This window comes from Bacillus sp. MM2020_4, from assembly GCF_011250555.1.
Lineage (GTDB): Bacteria > Bacillota > Bacilli > Bacillales > Cytobacillaceae > Neobacillus.
The window spans coordinates 54,353-72,139 of the sequence record NZ_JAANMZ010000005.1 but is presented as its reverse complement, the minus strand read 5'-3'; the positions used below and the strand labels follow the sequence as shown (position 1 = coordinate 72,139).

The 17,787-nt window shown below is 40.3% G+C and carries 20 protein-coding genes; 1 reads left to right on the top strand and 19 read right to left on the bottom strand.

Annotation, left to right across the window (positions count from 1 at the left end):
* Positions 1–2 precede the first annotated feature (2 nt).
* The 8 genes from G6554_RS06235 to G6554_RS06200 form a co-directional block, all read right to left on the bottom strand.
* On the bottom strand, positions 3–356 hold the full coding sequence (locus tag G6554_RS06235; protein WP_166239843.1) for a hydrogenase maturation nickel metallochaperone HypA/HybF: 354 nt from the start codon (positions 354–356) through the stop codon (positions 3–5).
* 1 nt (position 357) lies between these two features.
* Positions 358–792, bottom strand: coding sequence for a hypothetical protein (locus tag G6554_RS06230; RefSeq protein WP_166239841.1), 435 nt, complete (start codon positions 790–792; stop codon positions 358–360).
* On the bottom strand, positions 789–1,277 hold the full coding sequence (locus G6554_RS06225) for a HyaD/HybD family hydrogenase maturation endopeptidase (protein ID WP_166239839.1): 489 nt from the start codon (positions 1,275–1,277) through the stop codon (positions 789–791). The genes G6554_RS06230 and G6554_RS06225 overlap by 4 nt, the downstream gene beginning before the upstream one ends.
* Positions 1,267–2,061: a Ni/Fe-hydrogenase, b-type cytochrome subunit gene (gene cybH / locus G6554_RS06220; RefSeq protein ID WP_242637686.1), complete on the bottom strand. Its 795-nt coding sequence runs from the start codon at positions 2,059–2,061 to the stop codon at positions 1,267–1,269. Before cybH ends, G6554_RS06225 begins: the two co-directional genes overlap by 11 nt.
* Positions 2,062–2,073: 12 nt before the next feature.
* Entirely contained in the window at positions 2,074–3,795 is a 1,722-nt protein-coding gene (locus tag G6554_RS06215; RefSeq protein ID WP_166239833.1) for a nickel-dependent hydrogenase large subunit, read from the bottom strand.
* Positions 3,788–4,867, bottom strand: coding sequence for a hydrogenase small subunit (locus G6554_RS06210; protein ID WP_166239831.1), 1,080 nt, complete (start codon positions 4,865–4,867; stop codon positions 3,788–3,790). Before G6554_RS06210 ends, G6554_RS06215 begins: the two co-directional genes overlap by 8 nt.
* A 216-nt stretch (positions 4,868–5,083) precedes the next feature.
* A complete protein-coding gene (tatC, locus tag G6554_RS06205; protein WP_166239829.1) occupies positions 5,084–5,836 on the bottom strand; it encodes a twin-arginine translocase subunit TatC in 753 nt (250 codons plus the stop codon).
* 22 nt (positions 5,837–5,858) lie between these two features.
* Entirely contained in the window at positions 5,859–6,053 is a 195-nt protein-coding gene (locus tag G6554_RS06200; protein ID WP_007084767.1) for a twin-arginine translocase TatA/TatE family subunit, read from the bottom strand.
* A 311-nt stretch (positions 6,054–6,364) separates the two neighbouring features.
* Here G6554_RS06200 and G6554_RS06195 point away from each other — a divergent pair, with 311 nt between their 5' ends.
* A complete protein-coding gene (locus G6554_RS06195) occupies positions 6,365–6,604 on the top strand; it encodes a hypothetical protein (RefSeq protein WP_166239827.1) in 240 nt (79 codons plus the stop codon).
* Positions 6,605–6,658: 54 nt separating this feature from the next.
* Here the strand turns inward: G6554_RS06195 and G6554_RS06190 are convergent, their stop codons facing one another.
* The 11 genes from G6554_RS06190 to G6554_RS06140 form a co-directional block, all read right to left on the bottom strand.
* Positions 6,659–7,147 carry a dihydrofolate reductase gene (locus G6554_RS06190; RefSeq protein WP_166239825.1) on the bottom strand — a complete coding sequence of 163 codons (489 nt, stop codon included), beginning with the start codon at positions 7,145–7,147 and terminating at the stop codon, positions 6,659–6,661.
* Positions 7,144–7,938: a thymidylate synthase gene (locus tag G6554_RS06185; RefSeq protein ID WP_166239823.1), complete on the bottom strand. Its 795-nt coding sequence runs from the start codon at positions 7,936–7,938 to the stop codon at positions 7,144–7,146. The genes G6554_RS06190 and G6554_RS06185 overlap by 4 nt, the downstream gene beginning before the upstream one ends.
* Positions 7,939–7,993: 55 nt before the next feature.
* Positions 7,994–8,695: an anthrax toxin lethal factor-related metalloendopeptidase gene (locus G6554_RS06180; protein ID WP_166239821.1), complete on the bottom strand. Its 702-nt coding sequence runs from the start codon at positions 8,693–8,695 to the stop codon at positions 7,994–7,996.
* A 131-nt stretch (positions 8,696–8,826) separates the two neighbouring features.
* A complete protein-coding gene (locus tag G6554_RS06175; RefSeq protein WP_166239819.1) occupies positions 8,827–9,405 on the bottom strand; it encodes a TerD family protein in 579 nt (192 codons plus the stop codon).
* Between the two features lie 31 nt (positions 9,406–9,436).
* Positions 9,437–10,048, bottom strand: coding sequence for a TerD family protein (locus G6554_RS06170; RefSeq protein ID WP_166239817.1), 612 nt, complete (start codon positions 10,046–10,048; stop codon positions 9,437–9,439).
* 42 nt (positions 10,049–10,090) lie between these two features.
* On the bottom strand, positions 10,091–11,194 hold the full coding sequence (locus G6554_RS06165; protein WP_166239815.1) for a toxic anion resistance protein: 1,104 nt from the start codon (positions 11,192–11,194) through the stop codon (positions 10,091–10,093).
* A gap of 3 nt (positions 11,195–11,197) precedes the next feature.
* Entirely contained in the window at positions 11,198–12,838 is a 1,641-nt protein-coding gene (locus tag G6554_RS06160; RefSeq protein ID WP_166239813.1) for a YceG family protein, read from the bottom strand.
* 489 nt (positions 12,839–13,327) lie between these two features.
* A complete protein-coding gene (locus tag G6554_RS06155; protein ID WP_166239811.1) occupies positions 13,328–14,170 on the bottom strand; it encodes a hypothetical protein in 843 nt (280 codons plus the stop codon).
* Positions 14,167–15,288: a cysteine protease StiP family protein gene (locus tag G6554_RS06150; RefSeq protein ID WP_207342928.1), complete on the bottom strand. Its 1,122-nt coding sequence runs from the start codon at positions 15,286–15,288 to the stop codon at positions 14,167–14,169. Before G6554_RS06150 ends, G6554_RS06155 begins: the two co-directional genes overlap by 4 nt.
* Positions 15,242–16,645 (bottom strand): phosphoribosyltransferase family protein, encoded by a 1,404-nt coding sequence (locus G6554_RS06145; protein ID WP_207342927.1) that lies wholly within the window; start codon positions 16,643–16,645, stop codon positions 15,242–15,244. Before G6554_RS06145 ends, G6554_RS06150 begins: the two co-directional genes overlap by 47 nt.
* Positions 16,596–17,783: an HpcH/HpaI aldolase/citrate lyase family protein gene (locus G6554_RS06140; protein ID WP_166239809.1), complete on the bottom strand. Its 1,188-nt coding sequence runs from the start codon at positions 17,781–17,783 to the stop codon at positions 16,596–16,598. Before G6554_RS06140 ends, G6554_RS06145 begins: the two co-directional genes overlap by 50 nt.
* Between the last annotated feature and the right edge of the window lie 4 nt (positions 17,784–17,787).

Here is a 17,787-nt window from a genome sequence, read left to right as displayed (position 1 = left end):
TTTTATTGACTCCCTTCGTATGATAATACCTGGAATGTTTCCCCTGCCAGCACTTGGCCGGAAGGAACAAGACAGCATGGACATAGTGCTATTTTCTGATCTGGCCTGTACTCTTTGCCACATAGAACACATTTTGCTTTTGCTTCTTCAAGATGAATAACAAGTTCGGCACTCTCTGAAAAAAGATGAAGATTTTGAGCACGGAATAAATCAAACGCCATTCTTAATGCATCAGGCATGGCATTTGCAATCTCGCCGACAATTAGTTCTACCTTTTCGACTTTTTGAATGCCCTTTGCTGCTGCATCCTCCTGGACAAGCTGAAGAATATCACCCATTAACGACATTTCATGCATATCAACCACCCTGTTTCTGATCCTTCTGAAACCCGATAAAATAGAGTTCATCCTTCCGTTTTAGTGGGTAGGATTTGAGCTGAAGATCACCGGATTGTGTCTTAAAATTGTATTCCTTTTGACAATTCAAACATTTTCCAGTTGAAAATAGTGTTGTTAGGATAATAATATTCGAACATACAGGGCACACACCATCGATTGCCAGTATGTTCGTTCCATTCCGTGCGACTATTACGGGCTTTCCACAAATAAATTTCATTTCGAGATTGTGGTAAGTCCCCTGTTCTATTACGAGAGGTTGCCATGTTATTCCAAGAGCTCTGTCCGCCACAGCTTCTACCTTTTCCAAGTCCTCACTTAAAAATGGTTCATAAACAGACTTAACCGTTTGGAAGAGGCCTCCCGCCATTTCCTTTAAAAAGTCGCCTCGTTTCATGACACATTTCTCCAACTATTGACATGGTTTACAACGACCGAAGCCAGCTCCTCAAGCTTGCTTTGATTGGTTTCTGTCAATCCAATCCCCAATTGCAGTGAGGATGGCTGCATCCCGAGCATAATGATTTCCTTCGGATATCGTTCGCGCATTTTCGCTGCCAATAAGACCTCTTGAAAGCCCAGCTGGTGGACAGACATTTTGATCCCAAAATAAGCGGGAATCTCTTCACCTTCTAACTTGATAATGGTTCCGCCTTCCTTGCCTGCATTAATCGCATCAATAATGATAAGGTTTTCAGCATCCTCAACAGGACCAAGCAACTTCATGCCGTCTGTTAAGCCCTCAATAATTTCGATATTTTCATCGTCCATAAACGATTTCTCAAGTATTGGCAAAATATGGATGCCAACACCCTCATCAGAGAAGAGGGTGTTGCCGATACCTAAAATCGTGATTTTTTTATCTGGTTTCCTATTTTTCATCCTTTTCACCAACTGACTTATTCGTAGTTGTTTTATAACCTGTAAACATCGATGATATACAGCCATTTCGGTCCAGATAATCATCACGGACAGCTAAATATACGTGTATGACAGTAAATAACATGAAGCCCCATGCGGCAAGATGATGCCAGGAACGAATCGTATAGCTTTCACCACCGAATAGATAAGGAATCCAGATAAACAACTTTGCCCAGAAGGATTCCGGCTGTGGTTCAAAATACATATAGAAACCTGTCAGCATAACAATCCACGAACCCAACCCGATAAAGATCCAGTAGCTTAACTGTGCCAGTGGGTTATGGCCCACATAGTGCGGCTTTTTATTTTTTAAAAATAAATAGAATTTAACGGCTTCAAATAGTTCCTTCCAAAAGATCCATCTGAAAGGGTTTGATGTGGCAAACTTGTTCCCAATCGCAACCCAATACAAGCGAAACATTAGATTGATCACAAAGATAAAGGCAGCAAAAAAGTGAATATATCGCATCCAGCCCATGAGATTAGAATAATAGGCTTCCTCAGGAATCCCGGCAGCTGCAAATGGTTTACCAATGTAAATGCCGGTGCCCATTAATACAAAGATTGCCAGCATATTTAACCAATGGAAAATCCGTACAGGCAATTCCCAAACATAGGCCCTAACTTCATTTTTTACTTGTTTGTACAGTATTGGTCTCTCAGGGTGTAAAGAGTTCTCGCTGTTGATCACCGGATATTCAGGGGATTGGCCAGGCATTTGGGTCGGTAATTTTGGCGCACCCATTTCTCAGACCTCCTAACCTAAACGAATTTCAGTCGTTTTATTTGTTTGTAAATCAGTTAAATGAACAGCACAGGCAAGACATGGGTCAAAAGAATGAATGATCCGCATAATTTCGAGTGGCTCCTCTTTATTTATCATTGGTGTACCTTTAAGTGCTGCCTCATATGCTCCGATTTTATTTTTATGATCCCGCGGAGATGCGTTCCAGGTAGTAGGAACCACTGCTTGGTAGTTATGCGTTTTTCCATCTTTAATATCAATCCAATGTCCAAGTGCGCCGCGTGGTGCTTCCATCCAGCCAACACCTCTGGCCCGTTCCGGCCATGTGCTTGGTTCCCATTTTGATCGGTCAAAGGTCGTTTGGTTGCCGCTCCTTACATTTTTCAATAGTTCATCCATATCGTTACGCAACCACCCTGAAATCAACACTGTTTCAAGGCCACGTGCAATGGTGCGTCCAAGTGCTGATTGCAATGCCGTTATTGGCAGATCAAGCTTTTTCAAGGTATCATCGACGATTGTTACAATCTCTTCTTTTCCAGCCGCATAGCCAACCAACATCCTAGCAAGTGGGCCAGTTTCCATCGGATGCTCTTTCCATCGCGGAGCTTTTAGCCAACTATACTGTTTGTCAGTTTCCAATGTTTTGAAAGGTGCTTTTGGACCAGTGTAATTCAATGTAGTTTCACCATCAAATGGATGCTTTCCTTTGCCACCTTCTTTTCCATCATAGGTATACCAGGAGTGATCGATAAATTCCTGTACATGCTTAGGATCCTTAAGGTCAACATCTATTACCTCTTTCAAGTTGCCATTTAAGACAATTCCCCGTGGCATCCGGTAAAGCTTTGTATCGTAAAGGTCGCCTGTAGAGAAATCTCCGTAGCATAGGAAATTATTTAAACCTCCGCCATATGTCCAGTCTTTATAAAAAGATCCAATTGCAAGTAAATCAGGAATATAGACTTGGGTAACAAATTCCCGCGCCTGGTCAATAATCTGTGAAACATGCATAAGTCTTTCTGCATGCACCCCGTTATCACTATCAATATCAAGAGGTGTCGCCATTCCTCCCACTACATAATGCGGGTGCGGGTTTTTACCACCAAAAATGGTATGAATTTTGACAATTTCCTTCTGCCAATCTAACGCCTCTAAATAATGGGCCACGGCAAGTAAGTTTACTTCTGGTGGAAGTTTGTACGCCTTATGGCCCCAATAGCCATTAGCAAAAATCCCCAACTGCCCACTTTGAACTAATTTTTTCACCTTATTTTGTACATCCGTGAAGTAGCCTGGTGATGATTTTGGCCAATTTGAAATCGACTGGGCAAGTTTGGAGGTCTCCGCTGGATTCGCACTAGTTGCGCTGACCACATCGACCCAGTCTAACGCATGCAAATGGTAAAAATGGACAACATGGTCATGGACAAATTGTGCTTCGTTCATAATATCCCGGATTAGATGGGCATTTCTGGGGATTTTTATTTTCAATGCATCTTCTACAGCCCGAATTGATGTAAGCGCATGCACTGTTGTGCATACACCGCAAATTCGCTGGACATATGCCCAAACATCACGTGGGTCCCGATCTTTAACAATTAACTCCAGGCCGCGGACAGAAGTACCAGAGCTGAATGCTTCATTAATGACACCTTGGTCATCCACATCTACTTCTACACGTAGGTGACCTTCAATTCTTGTTATTGGATCAACCACAATGCGCTCACTCATATTCTTCACCTCGTTTATCATCTAACTTTTTCTTAACTACTGTCCCTGCGGCATGAACGGCTATACCCGCCGTTGTCAAACCAATCGTTGCTAAGCCTACGGCATCGGGATTAATAGTTGTTTGTGTTCCAGGTATTTTAGCTCTTCTTGTATAGAACGGACCGTTATCCCAGAAACCATTCTCTGAGCAGCCGATGCATGGGTTACCTGATTGAATTGGGTAGCTTACCCCGCTATTCCAGCGCATTTCGGCACAAGAGTTATAGGTGGTTGGACCTTTACAGCCCACTTTATATAAACAATATCCTTGTTTAGCCCCTTCATCATCAAAGAATTCAACAAATAAGCCGGCATCAAAATAGGCTCTTCGGTTGCATTTGTCATGGATCCGGTGGCGATAAAACGCTTTCGGGCGTCCAAAATGATCCAGTTCCGGTAATTTTCCAAATGTTATAATGTGAGCAATTACTCCGGTCATGACTTCAGCAATTGGCGGGCAGCCCGGGACAAGGATGGTTGGTGTATTTTTGACAAAGCCGGTGACGGGTTTAGCGCCAGTTGGATTCGGATGAGCGGCCGCAATTCCACCCCATGATGAACAAGATCCATAGGCAATAATTACTTTTGCCCCTGCGGCCATTTCCAGGAAGGTTTCCTTCGCCGATTGACCACCAACTGTTAAGAAGGCATCATCATCAGGAATGCTCCCTTCCACTGCAAGCACATAGTCTCCTTTATAATCCTTTAGTACCTGTTTCATGGAAGCCTCTGCTCGATGGCCGGAAGGTGCGGAAAGAACCTCTGAATATTCAAGTGAAATCATTTCTAATAAGACATTTTCAGTTTTCGGTTGTGATGAACGAATAAATGATTCGGAACAACCGGTGCAATCCTGAAATTGCAGCCAAACAACGGGTACCCTTGACTTGGTCTCCATGGCTTTAACAACTTGATCGGACTGTGTAAACTCCAACCCAAGCGTGGCAGCCAAAGTTGTACACATTTTTAGGAAGTCACGCCGGCTAAAACCCATGTCGGTTGCGGCTTCATATACTGTTCTCTGTCTCTTCATCCGCTTTCCTCTCCTCTTAAACATATAAAAACTTAATTTCAAGAAAATTGTAGTATATGGGTGGGTCATTCGTCCTGAATTTTCCAAAAAGTACACAAAGAATCCTTAACTGCATTTCTACAATATTTTCATTAAATATGGTGGAAATATTTATTTTTCTCTCTAACAAAAAAAGGCCTTAAGAGAATTTAATCTCTTATGGCCTTCCATTTTCAATTAGACTTCTACAACTTCTTCCTTATCCTCATCTTGCTCTGCTTCTTGTTGTTTCTTCAGCCGTTTTCGGTATACAAACTTCGATAAATTAATACTGACTTCATATAGAAGCAATAGTGGTAACGTTACGACGAAATCTGACATAAAGTCCGGCGGTGTAATCACAACGGCAATAATAATTAAAACGAAATAGGCATACTTACGAATTTTTGATAATACAAACGGGTTGATAATTCCAAGTGAAGTTAAAAACATGACCACTACCGGTAGCTCGAACAACACTCCGAACGGAAGAGTCATATTCAAAATAAAACTAAAGTACCTCTCAGCAGTGAAGTTTGTCACAAACATGTCTTGACCAATGTTCACTAAAAAGTTCAAGACCATTGGAAAAATGGCAAAGTATCCAAAGGCAAGACCAATAATAAATAAAAGAAATAATGCAGGAACATAGGAAAGAGTTATTCTTCTTTCTACCGGCCTCAAGGCAGGCTTGACAAACAGCCAAATTTGTAATGCCAGGACTGGAATCGTTCCTGCTAGAGCAACAACGCCTGCGAGCATAAAATAAATCCACATTATATCACTTGGACCCAGAACAAGCAATTTTTGATCGCCAACAAACCATTTATAAATATCGTCTACATAAATAAAGGCAATAATAAAAAAGACGACAAAGGCCAGTGCAGAAATGATAATCCGTTTGCGTAGTTCCTCTAAATGATCAACTAAATTTAATTCTTTATCTTCCATGTACTTCCCCTGCTCTTACAGCTTATTTAGTCAAGTTGTTCTTTTCTTCTTTGATATCTTCCATTACATCATCCGTAAGTTCGCGGGTTGATTTCTTAAATTCCTTTAAAGTTTGTCCAAATGCTTTTCCGATTTCCGGTAGTTTCTTTGGTCCAAAAATAATAAGCGCTAGTGTTAAAATCAAAATTAATCCGGGTATTCCGATATTAGAAAACATGGATTTACATCCCCTTCAAATGTTGTATATTCCTACTATGATTATAGTATTGAAAAATACTTTTGAGTAAATTATCTACAATAATTCATAGTAATTTCACAAAATCCCCCAAAAATACGTTCAGAGTGATATTTAGCATTTTCAATCACTATAGACAATTTAACAATTACTATGGCGTAAGTCAATGTCCAATTTGTTGGTGAAATTTTTAAAATATTTTGACAACTATTCGCTTTTTGCATATAATTTGAACAATAGGAACATATATTAAGGAAAAATTATAAAAAACCTTTGGATGGGATGTGATGAGGATGGAATTTTCACTATGTAGTTTTGATGGAGCCCTCCCTGTTGAGGTTACAATTGATGACGATAACGGGAGATATACCATTCGTAAAAGTGATCGAAGTGGAGAATATTTCAATAGTCCTGTTGAATTAATTGCCTGGGTGAAAACACATTTCTGTGAAGAGGAATTTTGCCATCCCCATGAATTCAGAGGTATGTTAGCGAAAATGGCGGAATATGAATTAAATGGGACCTATTTATAATTCACTTCATTGAAAGAAGCAACGGTACATATACTGTTGCTTCTTTCCATTTTGCTAAGCCTTCCGTTCATAAATCATAAATTCGTAATCATAAGGATTCTTTTCATCCCTAACTCCTTTTTCAGAAGAAGTCAATTTCCAATCACCCAGTGCAAATTCCGGAAAAAAGGTGTCCCCGTCGAACGTGGAATGAATATCGGTTATATAAAGGCGGTCTACAAAAGGAAATGTTTCTTTGAAGATTTCTGCCCCACCGATCACAAAAATTTCATCATCTTGTTTATGGCTGTACTTTACAAATTCCTCGACTGAATAGAAGACCGTGCATCCTTCACATTTGTAGTCAAGTTGACGCGTAATGATAATATTTTCACGTCCCGGCAAGACACGCCCTATTGATTCATGCGTCTTCCTCCCCATGGCAATCGGGTGGCCCATCGTCACTCGTTTAAAAAACTTTAAATCCTCTGGCAAATGCCATGGCAATTGATTATTCTTACCGATTGCGCGATTATCGTCCATCGCGACGATAAAAGAAATCATACGCTGACCACTCCTTTAATATGTGGATGTGGGTCATATCCTTCTAAAGTGAAATCTTCATATTCGAATGAGAAAATATCCTTTACATTTGGATTGATTTTGAGTACAGGCAAAGCCTTCGGCTCTCTGCTCAATTGCAGCTTAACTTGTTCAAGATGGTTTTGATAAATATGGACATCCCCAAATGTATGAATAAATTCTCCTGGCTGTAAATCACACACTTGTGCAACCATTAGTGTTAATAATGCATAAGAGGCAATATTAAACGGGACACCAAGGAATACGTCTGCTGAACGTTGATAAAGCTGGCAGCTCAGCTTTCCATCTGCTACATAAAACTGGAACATACAATGACAAGGTGGCAGTGCCATTGTTTCAATTTCTGCAACATTCCAGGCATTGACAAGCAATCTTCGTGAATTCGGATTTGTTTTAATCTGGTCGATTAATTCGCTGATTTGATCAACGGTTTTCCCATCGACACCAGTCCAAGAACGCCATTGATGGCCATAGACAGGCCCTAATTCTCCGTTTTCATCGGCCCATTCATTCCATATTCGCACCCCATTCTCTTGGAGATAGCGAACATTTGTATCACCATTTAAAAACCAAAGCAATTCATAGATAATTGATTTTAAATGTAATTTTTTGGTTGTTACTAATGGAAAACCCTCATCTAAATTAAATCTCATTTGATAACCAAAGGTACTAATGGTACCTGTTCCGGTACGGTCACCCTTTACTGTACCATTTTCAAGAACATGCTCACATAGTTCTAAATATTGTTTCATTTCGACACTCCCTTACCAGCCACTCATTCATACTATTTTAACAATCACACGGACCTTAGTGAAGTTTTTTTATTAAATTATATGTTAAAGGGGCATTTAAAAGTAATTGTTCTTTTGTACCCTTATTTAAATAATACATGGCAAAGCTCTCGGCAAAATATTCCTCTGGATAATGGAAGTAACTATTCCCTGGAAACAATTGTTCCTGCTCTTTCTCCCACACATTGTGAAATTCTAACGTCCCACTAATGTCCGCAAACACATAGCGATCGATTGAATGTGCCAGTTCATGTAACTCTAAATTCACGGAACCATGTCCTTTTCCTTTTTTACTAGAACCGATTTTGGCAAGCACCACTTTGGAGCCACCAATACCAGGGACCACATCCCATGTGACGTTGGCTTGATACCCTCTTGGAACTTTTCCAGCTAATTGTTGAACAGTGGGATTATCAGTTAGCTTTCCAGTGAAAAGCTTAACATTAATGCCGTTTTGTATGATTTTTTCCAAAAGGGAACTCGGTAATGAAGCGATCCGTGTGATCATCGCGGCTGTTTCTCTTTGATCAATAGATTGCTTTGGTAACACAATAATTTGATTTAGCTGTTTCACAGACTGTTCATTTTTTATAGTTTGGTAGAGTAACGTATGACTCGGATAATTTGCAAGCATGATACCATCAAATGAAGCCTGTGATGTCGTGATAGATGTTAAAAAAACGCCCGTAATAAAAATGACAACGGCCCATTTCTTCATATATTGTCCCCACTTTTCTATAATTAATAGAATTATATCATGTGAGAACCTATTAACGATTGGAACTTTTAGGAAATAGGTCACACAAAAAGAGAAGCCCCTATGAAACCGGCAGCTTCTCCTTGAAAAATTTAAACCTCTAACCCAAAGTTCCGACAAAGAGCCGCTAAGCCCCCAGCGAAACCGCTTCCGACAGCGTTGAATTTCCAATCCCCATTGTGTCGATACAGTTCACAAATAACGACTGCTGTTTCAACAGAAAAGTCTTCACCTAGGTCAAACCTTAAGACTTCACGGTTCGTGTCTTCATCAACTACGCGAACAAAGGCGTTGGAGACTTGGCCAAAATTTTGGTTTCTTGTATCCGCATCATGAATCGTGACCGAAATCGCAATCCGGTGCACATGGGAAGGGACTTTACTGAAATCAATCTTGATTTGCTCATCATCGCCGTCTCCCTCACCAGTCCGATTATCTCCGGTATGCTCAACCGAACCTGAAGAGTGAACTAAGTTATTATAAAAAATAAAGTCCAAATCCTGTGTCACTCGACTGTTTGCATCTGTTAAAAAAGCAGAAGCATCCAAGTCAAAGTCTTGACCGCCGTGATAACGGTTCGTATCCCAGCCGAGACCGACAATGACCTTGGTTAACCCAGGGTTTGTTTTGGTTAAATCAATTCTTTGACCTTTTGCTAAATTGATACCCAATCAAATCACCTCTACAAGTACATTTTTCCAATTAACTGAAGGAACGAACAACTTCACTAAGACTTGCTGCATTTGTAGCGCTGCCTACTGCCGCAAACTTCCACTCATTCCCATGCCGATAAAGTTCACCTGTTACGAGACAAGTTAGCCCGCTATAATTATCGGTTAGATTGTAGTGAATGAGCTCTTGATTGTTACTTGGATTGACGATTCTTATAAATGCATTTTTGATCATGCCAAAATGTTGTTTCCGTTTTACACAATCATAAATATTTACAACGAAAACAAGCTTTTGGATATGGGACGGTACTCTGTTTAGATCGACCATAATTTGCTCGTCATCGCCATCCCCGTCACCAGTCAAGTTATCACCTGAGTGCTGAACGCTGCCGTCATTGCTTTTTAAGTTTCCAAAATAAACAACATCTTTATTATTTTGCAACTTATCATTCGCACCTAACATAATCACGGAAGCATCACAGTCGACATTAGCAGCACCTCCGCCGCCGAATAACCCGCCGAACAAGCCGCCGCCACCTCCGCTTTGTACGGGATCCCAGCCTAATCCTACCAAGATTTTGGAAAGCCCTGGATTGCCCTTCGTTAAATCAACACGTTGACCTTTTTGTAAATTAATAGCCATGTCCATCACTCCAATTTATTATTTTTAAGTTCACAATAAAAACTATGACTGTTTTAATTTTTTAAAGTTGTCTTGCAATTGCTCTAAACGTTTTGTACCTTCGATACGCATCCGTCTATTCTCTTCTTCAATCGCTTGCGTTTCCTGCATTCCTTTGATGATAATATTCCAAGATTCTTCAATCGTCTCGATTTTAATGCTCGGACCGCCGGCAAGCCTCGCGATATCGGTGCTTTGCTGGGAAATGTTTTGCGCATTTTTAAGCAGCATTTCATTCGTCCTGCGGTCAAGCTCACTCATCGAATCAGCTACAAGTTTTTGTCTTTTCGCTGCAACGGCTTGAATCAAGCCATTTTTAAATATAGGTATCGTCGTAACAAAGGCAGAATTAATTTTTCCGATTAGCTTTGTATTCCCTCTTTGCAATAAACGGATTTGCGGGGCTGTCTGCAAAGAAACCATTTTCGCCATTTCTAAATCGTAAATTCGCTGCTCAAGCAAATCAATCGCATTTTTCAATGAGTCCAGCTGCATAGACGCAAGCTGATCACCGGAAGCGACGCGGGCTTCAAGTTGTGGAAGCTGGTGATTCTTTAGCTCCTCCACCTTTAATTCTCCGGCAACAATATACTTTTCTAAGGTTAAATAGTATTGATAGTTTTGCTCATACATTTGCTCAAGCATATTTGTTGAATCAACCATCTCATGCTGATATTTCGAAATCTCTACATATACCTTATCAATTTCGGAACCCATTGTCTGGTACTTCCCAAATAGTTTTTCAACCATTTTCTCACCCTTTTTAAAGAGCTTACCAAACAGGCCGCTTGAAGTTTTTTGGAAGTCCTTGGCATCAAATTTATCCATGATACGGCCAAGATGTTTCAACAGTTCACCTGAATCTTCTACTTTCGTTGTCCGCATATTGCTTAATATTTGATCAGAAAATCGAGATATTTGCACGGCCGGTTCTTTCCCAAACTCCAATATTTGAATTTGGTCGCGTTCATCGATGGTGCGGGCTAAGTTCTGAATTTCTGGTTCTTTGCGAAGTGCCAGTTTAATATCAGATACCTTTGTTTCTGAAAGTACATCCTCGGCATTCGCAGGTGTTAAACCGCTAGATGGATTTGGCGATAGATTCACTGGTTAATCTCCCCTTAAATTTTTTAAGATACCTTGAAAAAGCCCTTTTCTGAAAAGTGATGGCTCTTTGAATTCCAGATCAAAGACCACGTCATCAAGCCAATGTTTATCAAATATGCGTTCATCAAGATAATTTTCGATATCATTATGTCCTGGCGGATTATATAAGATAATATCAATTCCAAATTGATTAAGAAGCAGCAGCAGTGCCGCATCCGACCTGGATAGCGGACCAGTTGCCTCATTATTGTAAATGATTAATTTCGGGACATGCTGAGAATAATCAAACCGTTCCAACAATTGAATGATGTTTTTGGGCATAAACATAGCCTGTGTAAATAAAAACATTTTCACATCATCTTGACTTTCATTCGGCAAAGGCTTTAATCCCGGTTTATCACAGATTCTCCCTACGGCTTTTGCAATTCCTTTTTGTAGGCCCGTTGCTAAAAATGAATATGGCCAATAGTGTGCCTGCATGATTTTTTCAGGAACGATTGAGCCGTCCTTGCCTAGTGCGTTTCGGTAATGAAAGCGAAAATCACTGTGGCTTGGAATCGTAATTGGAAGATTTCGAATCAGTAAGCTATTTTCTAATTGACTAAGTGATTGCAGCCGATCCCAGTATTCTTTACGATTTTTACTCACGCCTTGTACCTTAGCAAAAATGGAGGGGATATTAACTTGTCCGTTCTGGGCAACAAAATCCGGGCGAATCATCGCCATTTCTTTACTAAGAATAAAAAGCTCGTCGTAAGTTGTTCTCAAGGTAAACGATGACGGGGTGTAGTCCCTTAATTGCCATGGTTTATAAAGGCCGGAGCCCTCCTGGTTTAATATCGTCTCAATCTCTTTTGAAGCCCGATAGGCAACCGTTGTCTTCCGGCTCCGCTTTTCCTTTGGAAACGGCTCTGGCGGCTGTTTATTCTGAAATTGATGGGTGAAAACCTGCTCATCCATCATATCCGCTAACATATCCCTGCCCTCTGGGTGAAAAATAACAATGTCACAACCTATCTTGATTAAATAATATACAAAATATTGATGGCTTTTTTTAAAATCACCATACCAGAGGAATTTTGGCATTGCTTTTTGCGGATCAGCATGCTCCAGTTCTGGCTGTAAATGGTTGATGGACCACTTAACAAGATCTACAAGAACCCGTCTTAGCTCATGGCTCTTTAAACCTGTAGGTTCAAGTTTCGAATACAACTCAAGCGTGGCAATCATCGCTTCTCTGAGTTTTCGATGGATCACTGGCACGCTTGATTTCAAAAGTAGCTGCTCCCCATCGAGAAATGCCGTGAACCGGTTGATTGACAGTTTCTGTTCATTATTAATATTGATCACACGCTGAATGGCTTGGAAATGAGCATTATTTATCGTTTTATCAAGTGATTCTTCACTTAGCAGCCGTAGGCCCCATTCCTGATTATGGACGTAATCAAATAACTGATTATAATAATCATCTATGTCAATTGGTACACCGAAAAACTTTCCAAGTATTTGACGAATTTGAATTACTCCATTTTCCACTGAATAATTTGGCCGTTCCGGCAGCGTTTTTTTCAGCATGCCATACCAATTTTCATATGTGAGGGCACCTACAGGACGGACGTTCAACTGATTTAATGGTAGATACATTCATAATCCCTTCCCTCTATTAGCGAAAGCTTTTTTACTCGAAAAATGTCTAGCTCCAGCGCCTGAACAAGACGCTTCCACTTTTCTATTAGAAAATTATGTAAGGTTTCTTTATCATCATAACACAGTTAATTAAATGGTTCATTTGTTTATACGCAAGTCATGAAAAAATGTTTCAACATTTTAGCCTGGACGCCATTTTTCACCTTTCTTCTTGTCCCTACATACTTATGAGTACGATACTAAAGTAGGTGACCCAAATGAGATTTTTATATAAGCGGCCGAGGATGGAACACGTTCAGGAAGAATTGGATACTCTTATGGAAGTAATGGTTCTGGACCTCTTTGTCTATCTGGATTTATTTGTGTTCAGCCTCATCTTCACATTGCTTCTTTCCCCTGCAATCCATTCATTTGCCCTGTCCATTCTATTTTTCATTGCTGCCTATAGCCTATTCATAAGCCTCTACTATTTTCTATTTAGTCGCATTATGAACAAAAGTTAGTTTCATGTGATAACAGTTTCAGAAACCCTTGGAGGATCTCTTCTCCTGCAAGTATCCCATGGTTTTCTGTAAGAATATGGTTAATGGTGCCTGTCACCTTTGACAATATTGACATATTGGCAAGTTCATTTACAAGTTCTCCGTGGTTTGGAATGAATCGATGTTGGCAGTTCTTTAGGAAGTCCCAATCGAGGATGGAGTCCCCTGCGCCCGCAATTGTTTTCATCCCTTCACGGTTACATATATATTCAAGTGCACTTCCTTTACTAATCGCTTTCGGTATAAAATATAGCTTTCTCCCTTGCAAGGAAATCCTCCAACCATATCTGAAAGCTAAATTATGAAGCAATTCTTTGTCGGAGGCAGTCGGGAGGCAATTTAATATGTAATAGAAAAATAGATTCTCTGCCTGCTTCTTTTCCCCATCAAAATAGAAACCTTCCCGGTGCAAAATTGAAAGCAACTCGGTTTGCGAAACCGACTCCGAGTGTATCTTGCTATAAATATGGTTTGACCACTCCTCCATCGGCACCCCTTGATAGAGAATAGTAGCGCCGTTGGTTGTAATCGCATATTTAATCGGGATCTCCTCCGCTAGGATGACAAAGCGGTTAAATTGCACCGTTGTCCTTGTAGTCACCGGTACAAACAAACTATGAGAGGATAGCTTCTTTAATGCCAAAAAGGCGGGTGCTGTCATATAGCCCACCCATTTGCCATCCTTTTGTTCAACAGGTTTAAGAATAGACTCTTTTGGTTCCCCAAGTTCTTCAATTGCTCGCATAGAGTACATCAAGGTGCGGTCAAGATCGGATGCAAAAATCATTTTTGCATCCCCTTTACCGATTTAATCAAGCCGCAGCATAAATAGTTCAAATCAGGATATGGCACGACTTCAACTCCTTTTTCTTCAGCTAACATGAGGATATGTTTAACAAACGGACTCGAGGGATCCCTCATTAATATCTTCCATGGAACCCTGCGGAGAAGAACTCTCGTGGTTTCGCCCACACCAGGTTTAATATAATGGGTGCTGTCAATAGCAAACTCCGCTTGAATTTTCATCACATCTGCCATCCCCAAGAACCCTGTTTCAATATCATCCTGAAGTTTTTCAAACAAAGTTGCCGCTGCCTCATTCATAATTGTTGGAAATTCACCTGTAATGACATCAATAAACTCATTCGAAACATCCTCAGTAAGTAAATCCCGGTAATATTTTGCCCCATGAAAATCATCCTTACCGATGTAATGTTCATTTAAAACCGTCCGGCTTACGAGCCCGGAAACAGTTGAATTTAAACAAGCACTTGGGATTAAAAAGTCTTCCCTTGTCCCAAAAAGAGTGGTACAGTAACCAGGGTCCGCAATTACAGCAAGTGTATCATCAAGGGAAATGCCATGTTTTTGTTCAAAGTCCTGACAGGCCTTTTTTAATTCAATCGAGATCGCACCTTTGCCTGTCCAGCCATCAATAAATTGAATCTTTCCTTTAGGGTGCTCACGATGAATATATTGAATCGCGTTTTCGTCTATTCCGCGATCACGAATGATTGAAATACTATAGTGCGCTAAGGAAACACCATAGCGCAGTTTAATATATCTTTTGATTAGAATCCCGACTGGTGTACCGGCCCGTGCAAGAGAAACAAGGATAGCGTTATCCCCTTTCACTTGATAAATTTGTTCGGCGACAATCCCCACACATAAGGCCACTTTTTGTTTGTATTCGTGAAGGGTTTTCCAGAATAAATCCACATAATCCTTTGGCGGCTGGTACTCGATTGGCAAGGATTCGCTATAATGTCCTCCTGATTGGATCTTCGATTCCCGATTCATAGCGGAATCCTCAAGCTTAATATCACTTAAATCCTTTAATAAAAATTGTACATCTTCATCAAGATAGGTCCCTATCTTGGCTGGTTTGTTCATTGCTTTTTGCATGGTATTCACCTCTGATTTTCGAAAAAAAGACGATCTTAATTGATTTAATTTCTACCTTCCCCAGTTCATTCAGCATTGCCAGTAGATTCTCATACTCTACTTCTCTTTCAAAAAAGATGAATAATTCATCGTAATAACCTGGTGGAATATTATAAACAAAATGTGAAATGTCTTGATCCTCGGGATTAGGAAAGTTCACCCCAAATCGCGCTCCGTAGCCTTCTTTGTTTTCAATATAGATTGGGCTCCGTGTGGTTGAATGAAAATAAACACCATCGCCCATTTCCGAAGCTATTTTCATTGGCAGGTACATTAACTCCCCAGTGCCAAGACAAAGGGTTTTTTCACCCGATCTTTTTTGCCTTAAGAACTCAGCGGCAGCAGAAACCCTTTTGTGCAGTGAAGGATTCCCAACACTCTTTAAGCCAAACCGTCCAGTCTCTTCGATAAATACTGCCTTCGTTACTAGATTTTCGGACAAAATGCCGCTGCCACTAAAAAAGGAGGAAAGATGCAGTAAAGCTACTGACGGTGGATAAATATTGCTTGATTCGTTATCTTCAAGTCTCTTGATGATTTCTTTTCGTTGCTTCACCTTTACATTACCAGATAGCAGGCTGACAACATGTATTTTTATTCCAAATTTCTCTTCCAACTTCGAGAAGTTTTGTTTATGTTCATGTGAACGCCAATCCAAAATACTTACTACCGTATATTTCCGCCTAGGAAATTTAGCATGAATAGATTGAATGATATTTAACGCTGTTTTTCCCGTCGTCATTTCATCATCGACAAGGATGATTTCCCGCTCATTTTGAATCATTTCTAATGGAATATAACAGCGGTGCGATGTCGCATGGGAATGCTCTTCTTCAAAGGTTATTTCCGGTATTTTATCCATGAGTTCTTCCCTTGTCGTGTGGAAATATTCAGCCGCTTGAAAACAATCAAAAAAAGCATGACCTAATGCTGTTGCTGTTTCGGCAAAACCTATCACAACAGGATTAATGGCAGCCGGAATGAAGGCATGGGCGGAAATAGATTCACCCTCCAAAAAGGCGGACAACAATCTTTCCGTTTCCATACATGCTAATCCCATCACCGATTCTTCATATCTAGCTGCTAAAAGAGCAGCTGTTAACAGCCCTTTAGTAGGATTAATCGGTAAATGCTTCCCTAATACTTTACTCACAAACAAAAACGAGCGCTTTTTATTAATCCTGGCTGCCATCGTAAATAGTTCCTCGATGGGAAGATCATAGGGATTTTCCATTACCTCTATTTCGGTTTCTATGGAATCAAGGATATTAAACGTATACTTCTTTTTTGATAAGGTCAATGTTTGTATAGTCTTCATGTAACACCCCGTAAAGCTGCGATTTTAGTAATATTTTTTTTGCCCAATAATAGTGAGGCTTAATTTCGTTCATTTTATTGGCAAACATACTCTTCATAACCCCGATCTCTCCAGTAGCTGCTTGGACAATAGTGCTGGCATCTATGTATTCCTCATACGAAACGATATTAAGTGCCTGAACAATTTTTATATGCGAAGGATGGATAATCGTTTTGCCCGTTATTCCATTGGCAATATCCATAAGAATCTCACGGATGAATCCATCCATATTTTCATCAATTAATTTCGCTCTCCATTTAAGTCCATCAGCCCCATACCGTTCGCGAAATGGAGTTTGGCGGAGTTGTGGCTTTAACATCCTATTTTTTGTAGAAAAATACTCCCAAACAGGGCCCGAAACGACATATGGACTATCATACCGTTGAAAGACATTGATAATATCAGAAATGCAATCTCTTAAAACAGCAATTTCATATACGGTGGTATCGGCACTCCGGCGAATCCCATACAAGCCGCAAAAATCGGTTGCCCCAATCCGTACATTTAGAATATGTTCCTTATATTGATCGAGAAGGTGCTTGCTCCTCATTAATTCTTCTATTCTCGTCTCTTTCTGGATTACACCCGCTGTTTCCAAAATCGGCATGGCATAAAACGGATGCTCGTCCGTGTGAATCCGACGAACCGTTTCTAGTAATTCTTTACCATTTTCAGCACTAAATTTTGGCAGCACGACCCCCGTCAACAGGTTTGTCGCTTGACCCAATCGTTCAGTTACTCGTATTAACTGTTCCAGACTTCGAATGCGGATAAACATGAGCGGCAAATCCCCAAAGGTTAAAAATCCCTTATTTAACTCAAGCTTTAACTGTAACATTTCCCTGGTAAGGAGTTCTTCAGCTTTAATAACTTCATTGTCGCCAACCGCATCTTCAAGGTCTATCACAAGTGAGGTTAGACCTTCGTGCTTCTTTGAGAGGATTTCCTGATGAATATTTGGGCGTGTGGCAGGCATATAGAGTGTCGCCCCTAAACCATATGACAACAACTCACGATCGGAATATTTATTGAAGACTTGTGGCCTTCGATAAAAAAATTGTTCAATTTCGTCCTCGTATAAATAGGTAAAAAACTCCATAACC

What these genes read in the sequence shown, in the direction of transcription:
- G6554_RS06140 (WP_166239809.1), bottom strand. Translation starts at nt 17,783, where the DNA reads ATGGAGTTTTTTACCTATTTATACGAGGACGAAATTGAACAATTTTTT.
- G6554_RS06170 (WP_166239817.1), bottom strand. Translation starts at nt 10,048, where the DNA reads ATGGCTATTAATTTACAAAAAGGTCAACGTGTTGATTTAACGAAGGGC.
- G6554_RS06190 (WP_166239825.1), bottom strand. Translation starts at nt 7,147, where the DNA reads ATGATTTCTTTTATCGTCGCGATGGACGATAATCGCGCAATCGGTAAG.
- G6554_RS06150 (WP_207342928.1), bottom strand. Translation starts at nt 15,288, where the DNA reads ATGCAAAAAGCAATGAACAAACCAGCCAAGATAGGGACCTATCTTGAT.
- G6554_RS06185 (WP_166239823.1), bottom strand. Translation starts at nt 7,938, where the DNA reads ATGAAACAATATTTAGAACTATGTGAGCATGTTCTTGAAAATGGTACA.
- G6554_RS06230 (WP_166239841.1), bottom strand. Translation starts at nt 792, where the DNA reads ATGAAACGAGGCGACTTTTTAAAGGAAATGGCGGGAGGCCTCTTCCAA.
- G6554_RS06180 (WP_166239821.1), bottom strand. Translation starts at nt 8,695, where the DNA reads ATGAAGAAATGGGCCGTTGTCATTTTTATTACGGGCGTTTTTTTAACA.
- G6554_RS06195 (WP_166239827.1), top strand. Translation starts at nt 6,365, where the DNA reads ATGGAATTTTCACTATGTAGTTTTGATGGAGCCCTCCCTGTTGAGGTT.
- G6554_RS06225 (WP_166239839.1), bottom strand. Translation starts at nt 1,277, where the DNA reads ATGAAAAATAGGAAACCAGATAAAAAAATCACGATTTTAGGTATCGGC.
- G6554_RS06160 (WP_166239813.1), bottom strand. Translation starts at nt 12,838, where the DNA reads ATGTATCTACCATTAAATCAGTTGAACGTCCGTCCTGTAGGTGCCCTC.
- G6554_RS06155 (WP_166239811.1), bottom strand. Translation starts at nt 14,170, where the DNA reads ATGATTTTTGCATCCGATCTTGACCGCACCTTGATGTACTCTATGCGA.
- G6554_RS06200 (WP_007084767.1), bottom strand. Translation starts at nt 6,053, where the DNA reads ATGTTTTCTAATATCGGAATACCCGGATTAATTTTGATTTTAACACTA.
- tatC (WP_166239829.1), bottom strand. Translation starts at nt 5,836, where the DNA reads ATGGAAGATAAAGAATTAAATTTAGTTGATCATTTAGAGGAACTACGC.
- cybH (WP_242637686.1), bottom strand. Translation starts at nt 2,061, where the DNA reads ATGGGTGCGCCAAAATTACCGACCCAAATGCCTGGCCAATCCCCTGAA.
- G6554_RS06215 (WP_166239833.1), bottom strand. Translation starts at nt 3,795, where the DNA reads ATGAGTGAGCGCATTGTGGTTGATCCAATAACAAGAATTGAAGGTCAC.
- G6554_RS06235 (WP_166239843.1), bottom strand. Translation starts at nt 356, where the DNA reads ATGCATGAAATGTCGTTAATGGGTGATATTCTTCAGCTTGTCCAGGAG.
- G6554_RS06210 (WP_166239831.1), bottom strand. Translation starts at nt 4,867, where the DNA reads ATGAAGAGACAGAGAACAGTATATGAAGCCGCAACCGACATGGGTTTT.
- G6554_RS06145 (WP_207342927.1), bottom strand. Translation starts at nt 16,645, where the DNA reads ATGAAGACTATACAAACATTGACCTTATCAAAAAAGAAGTATACGTTT.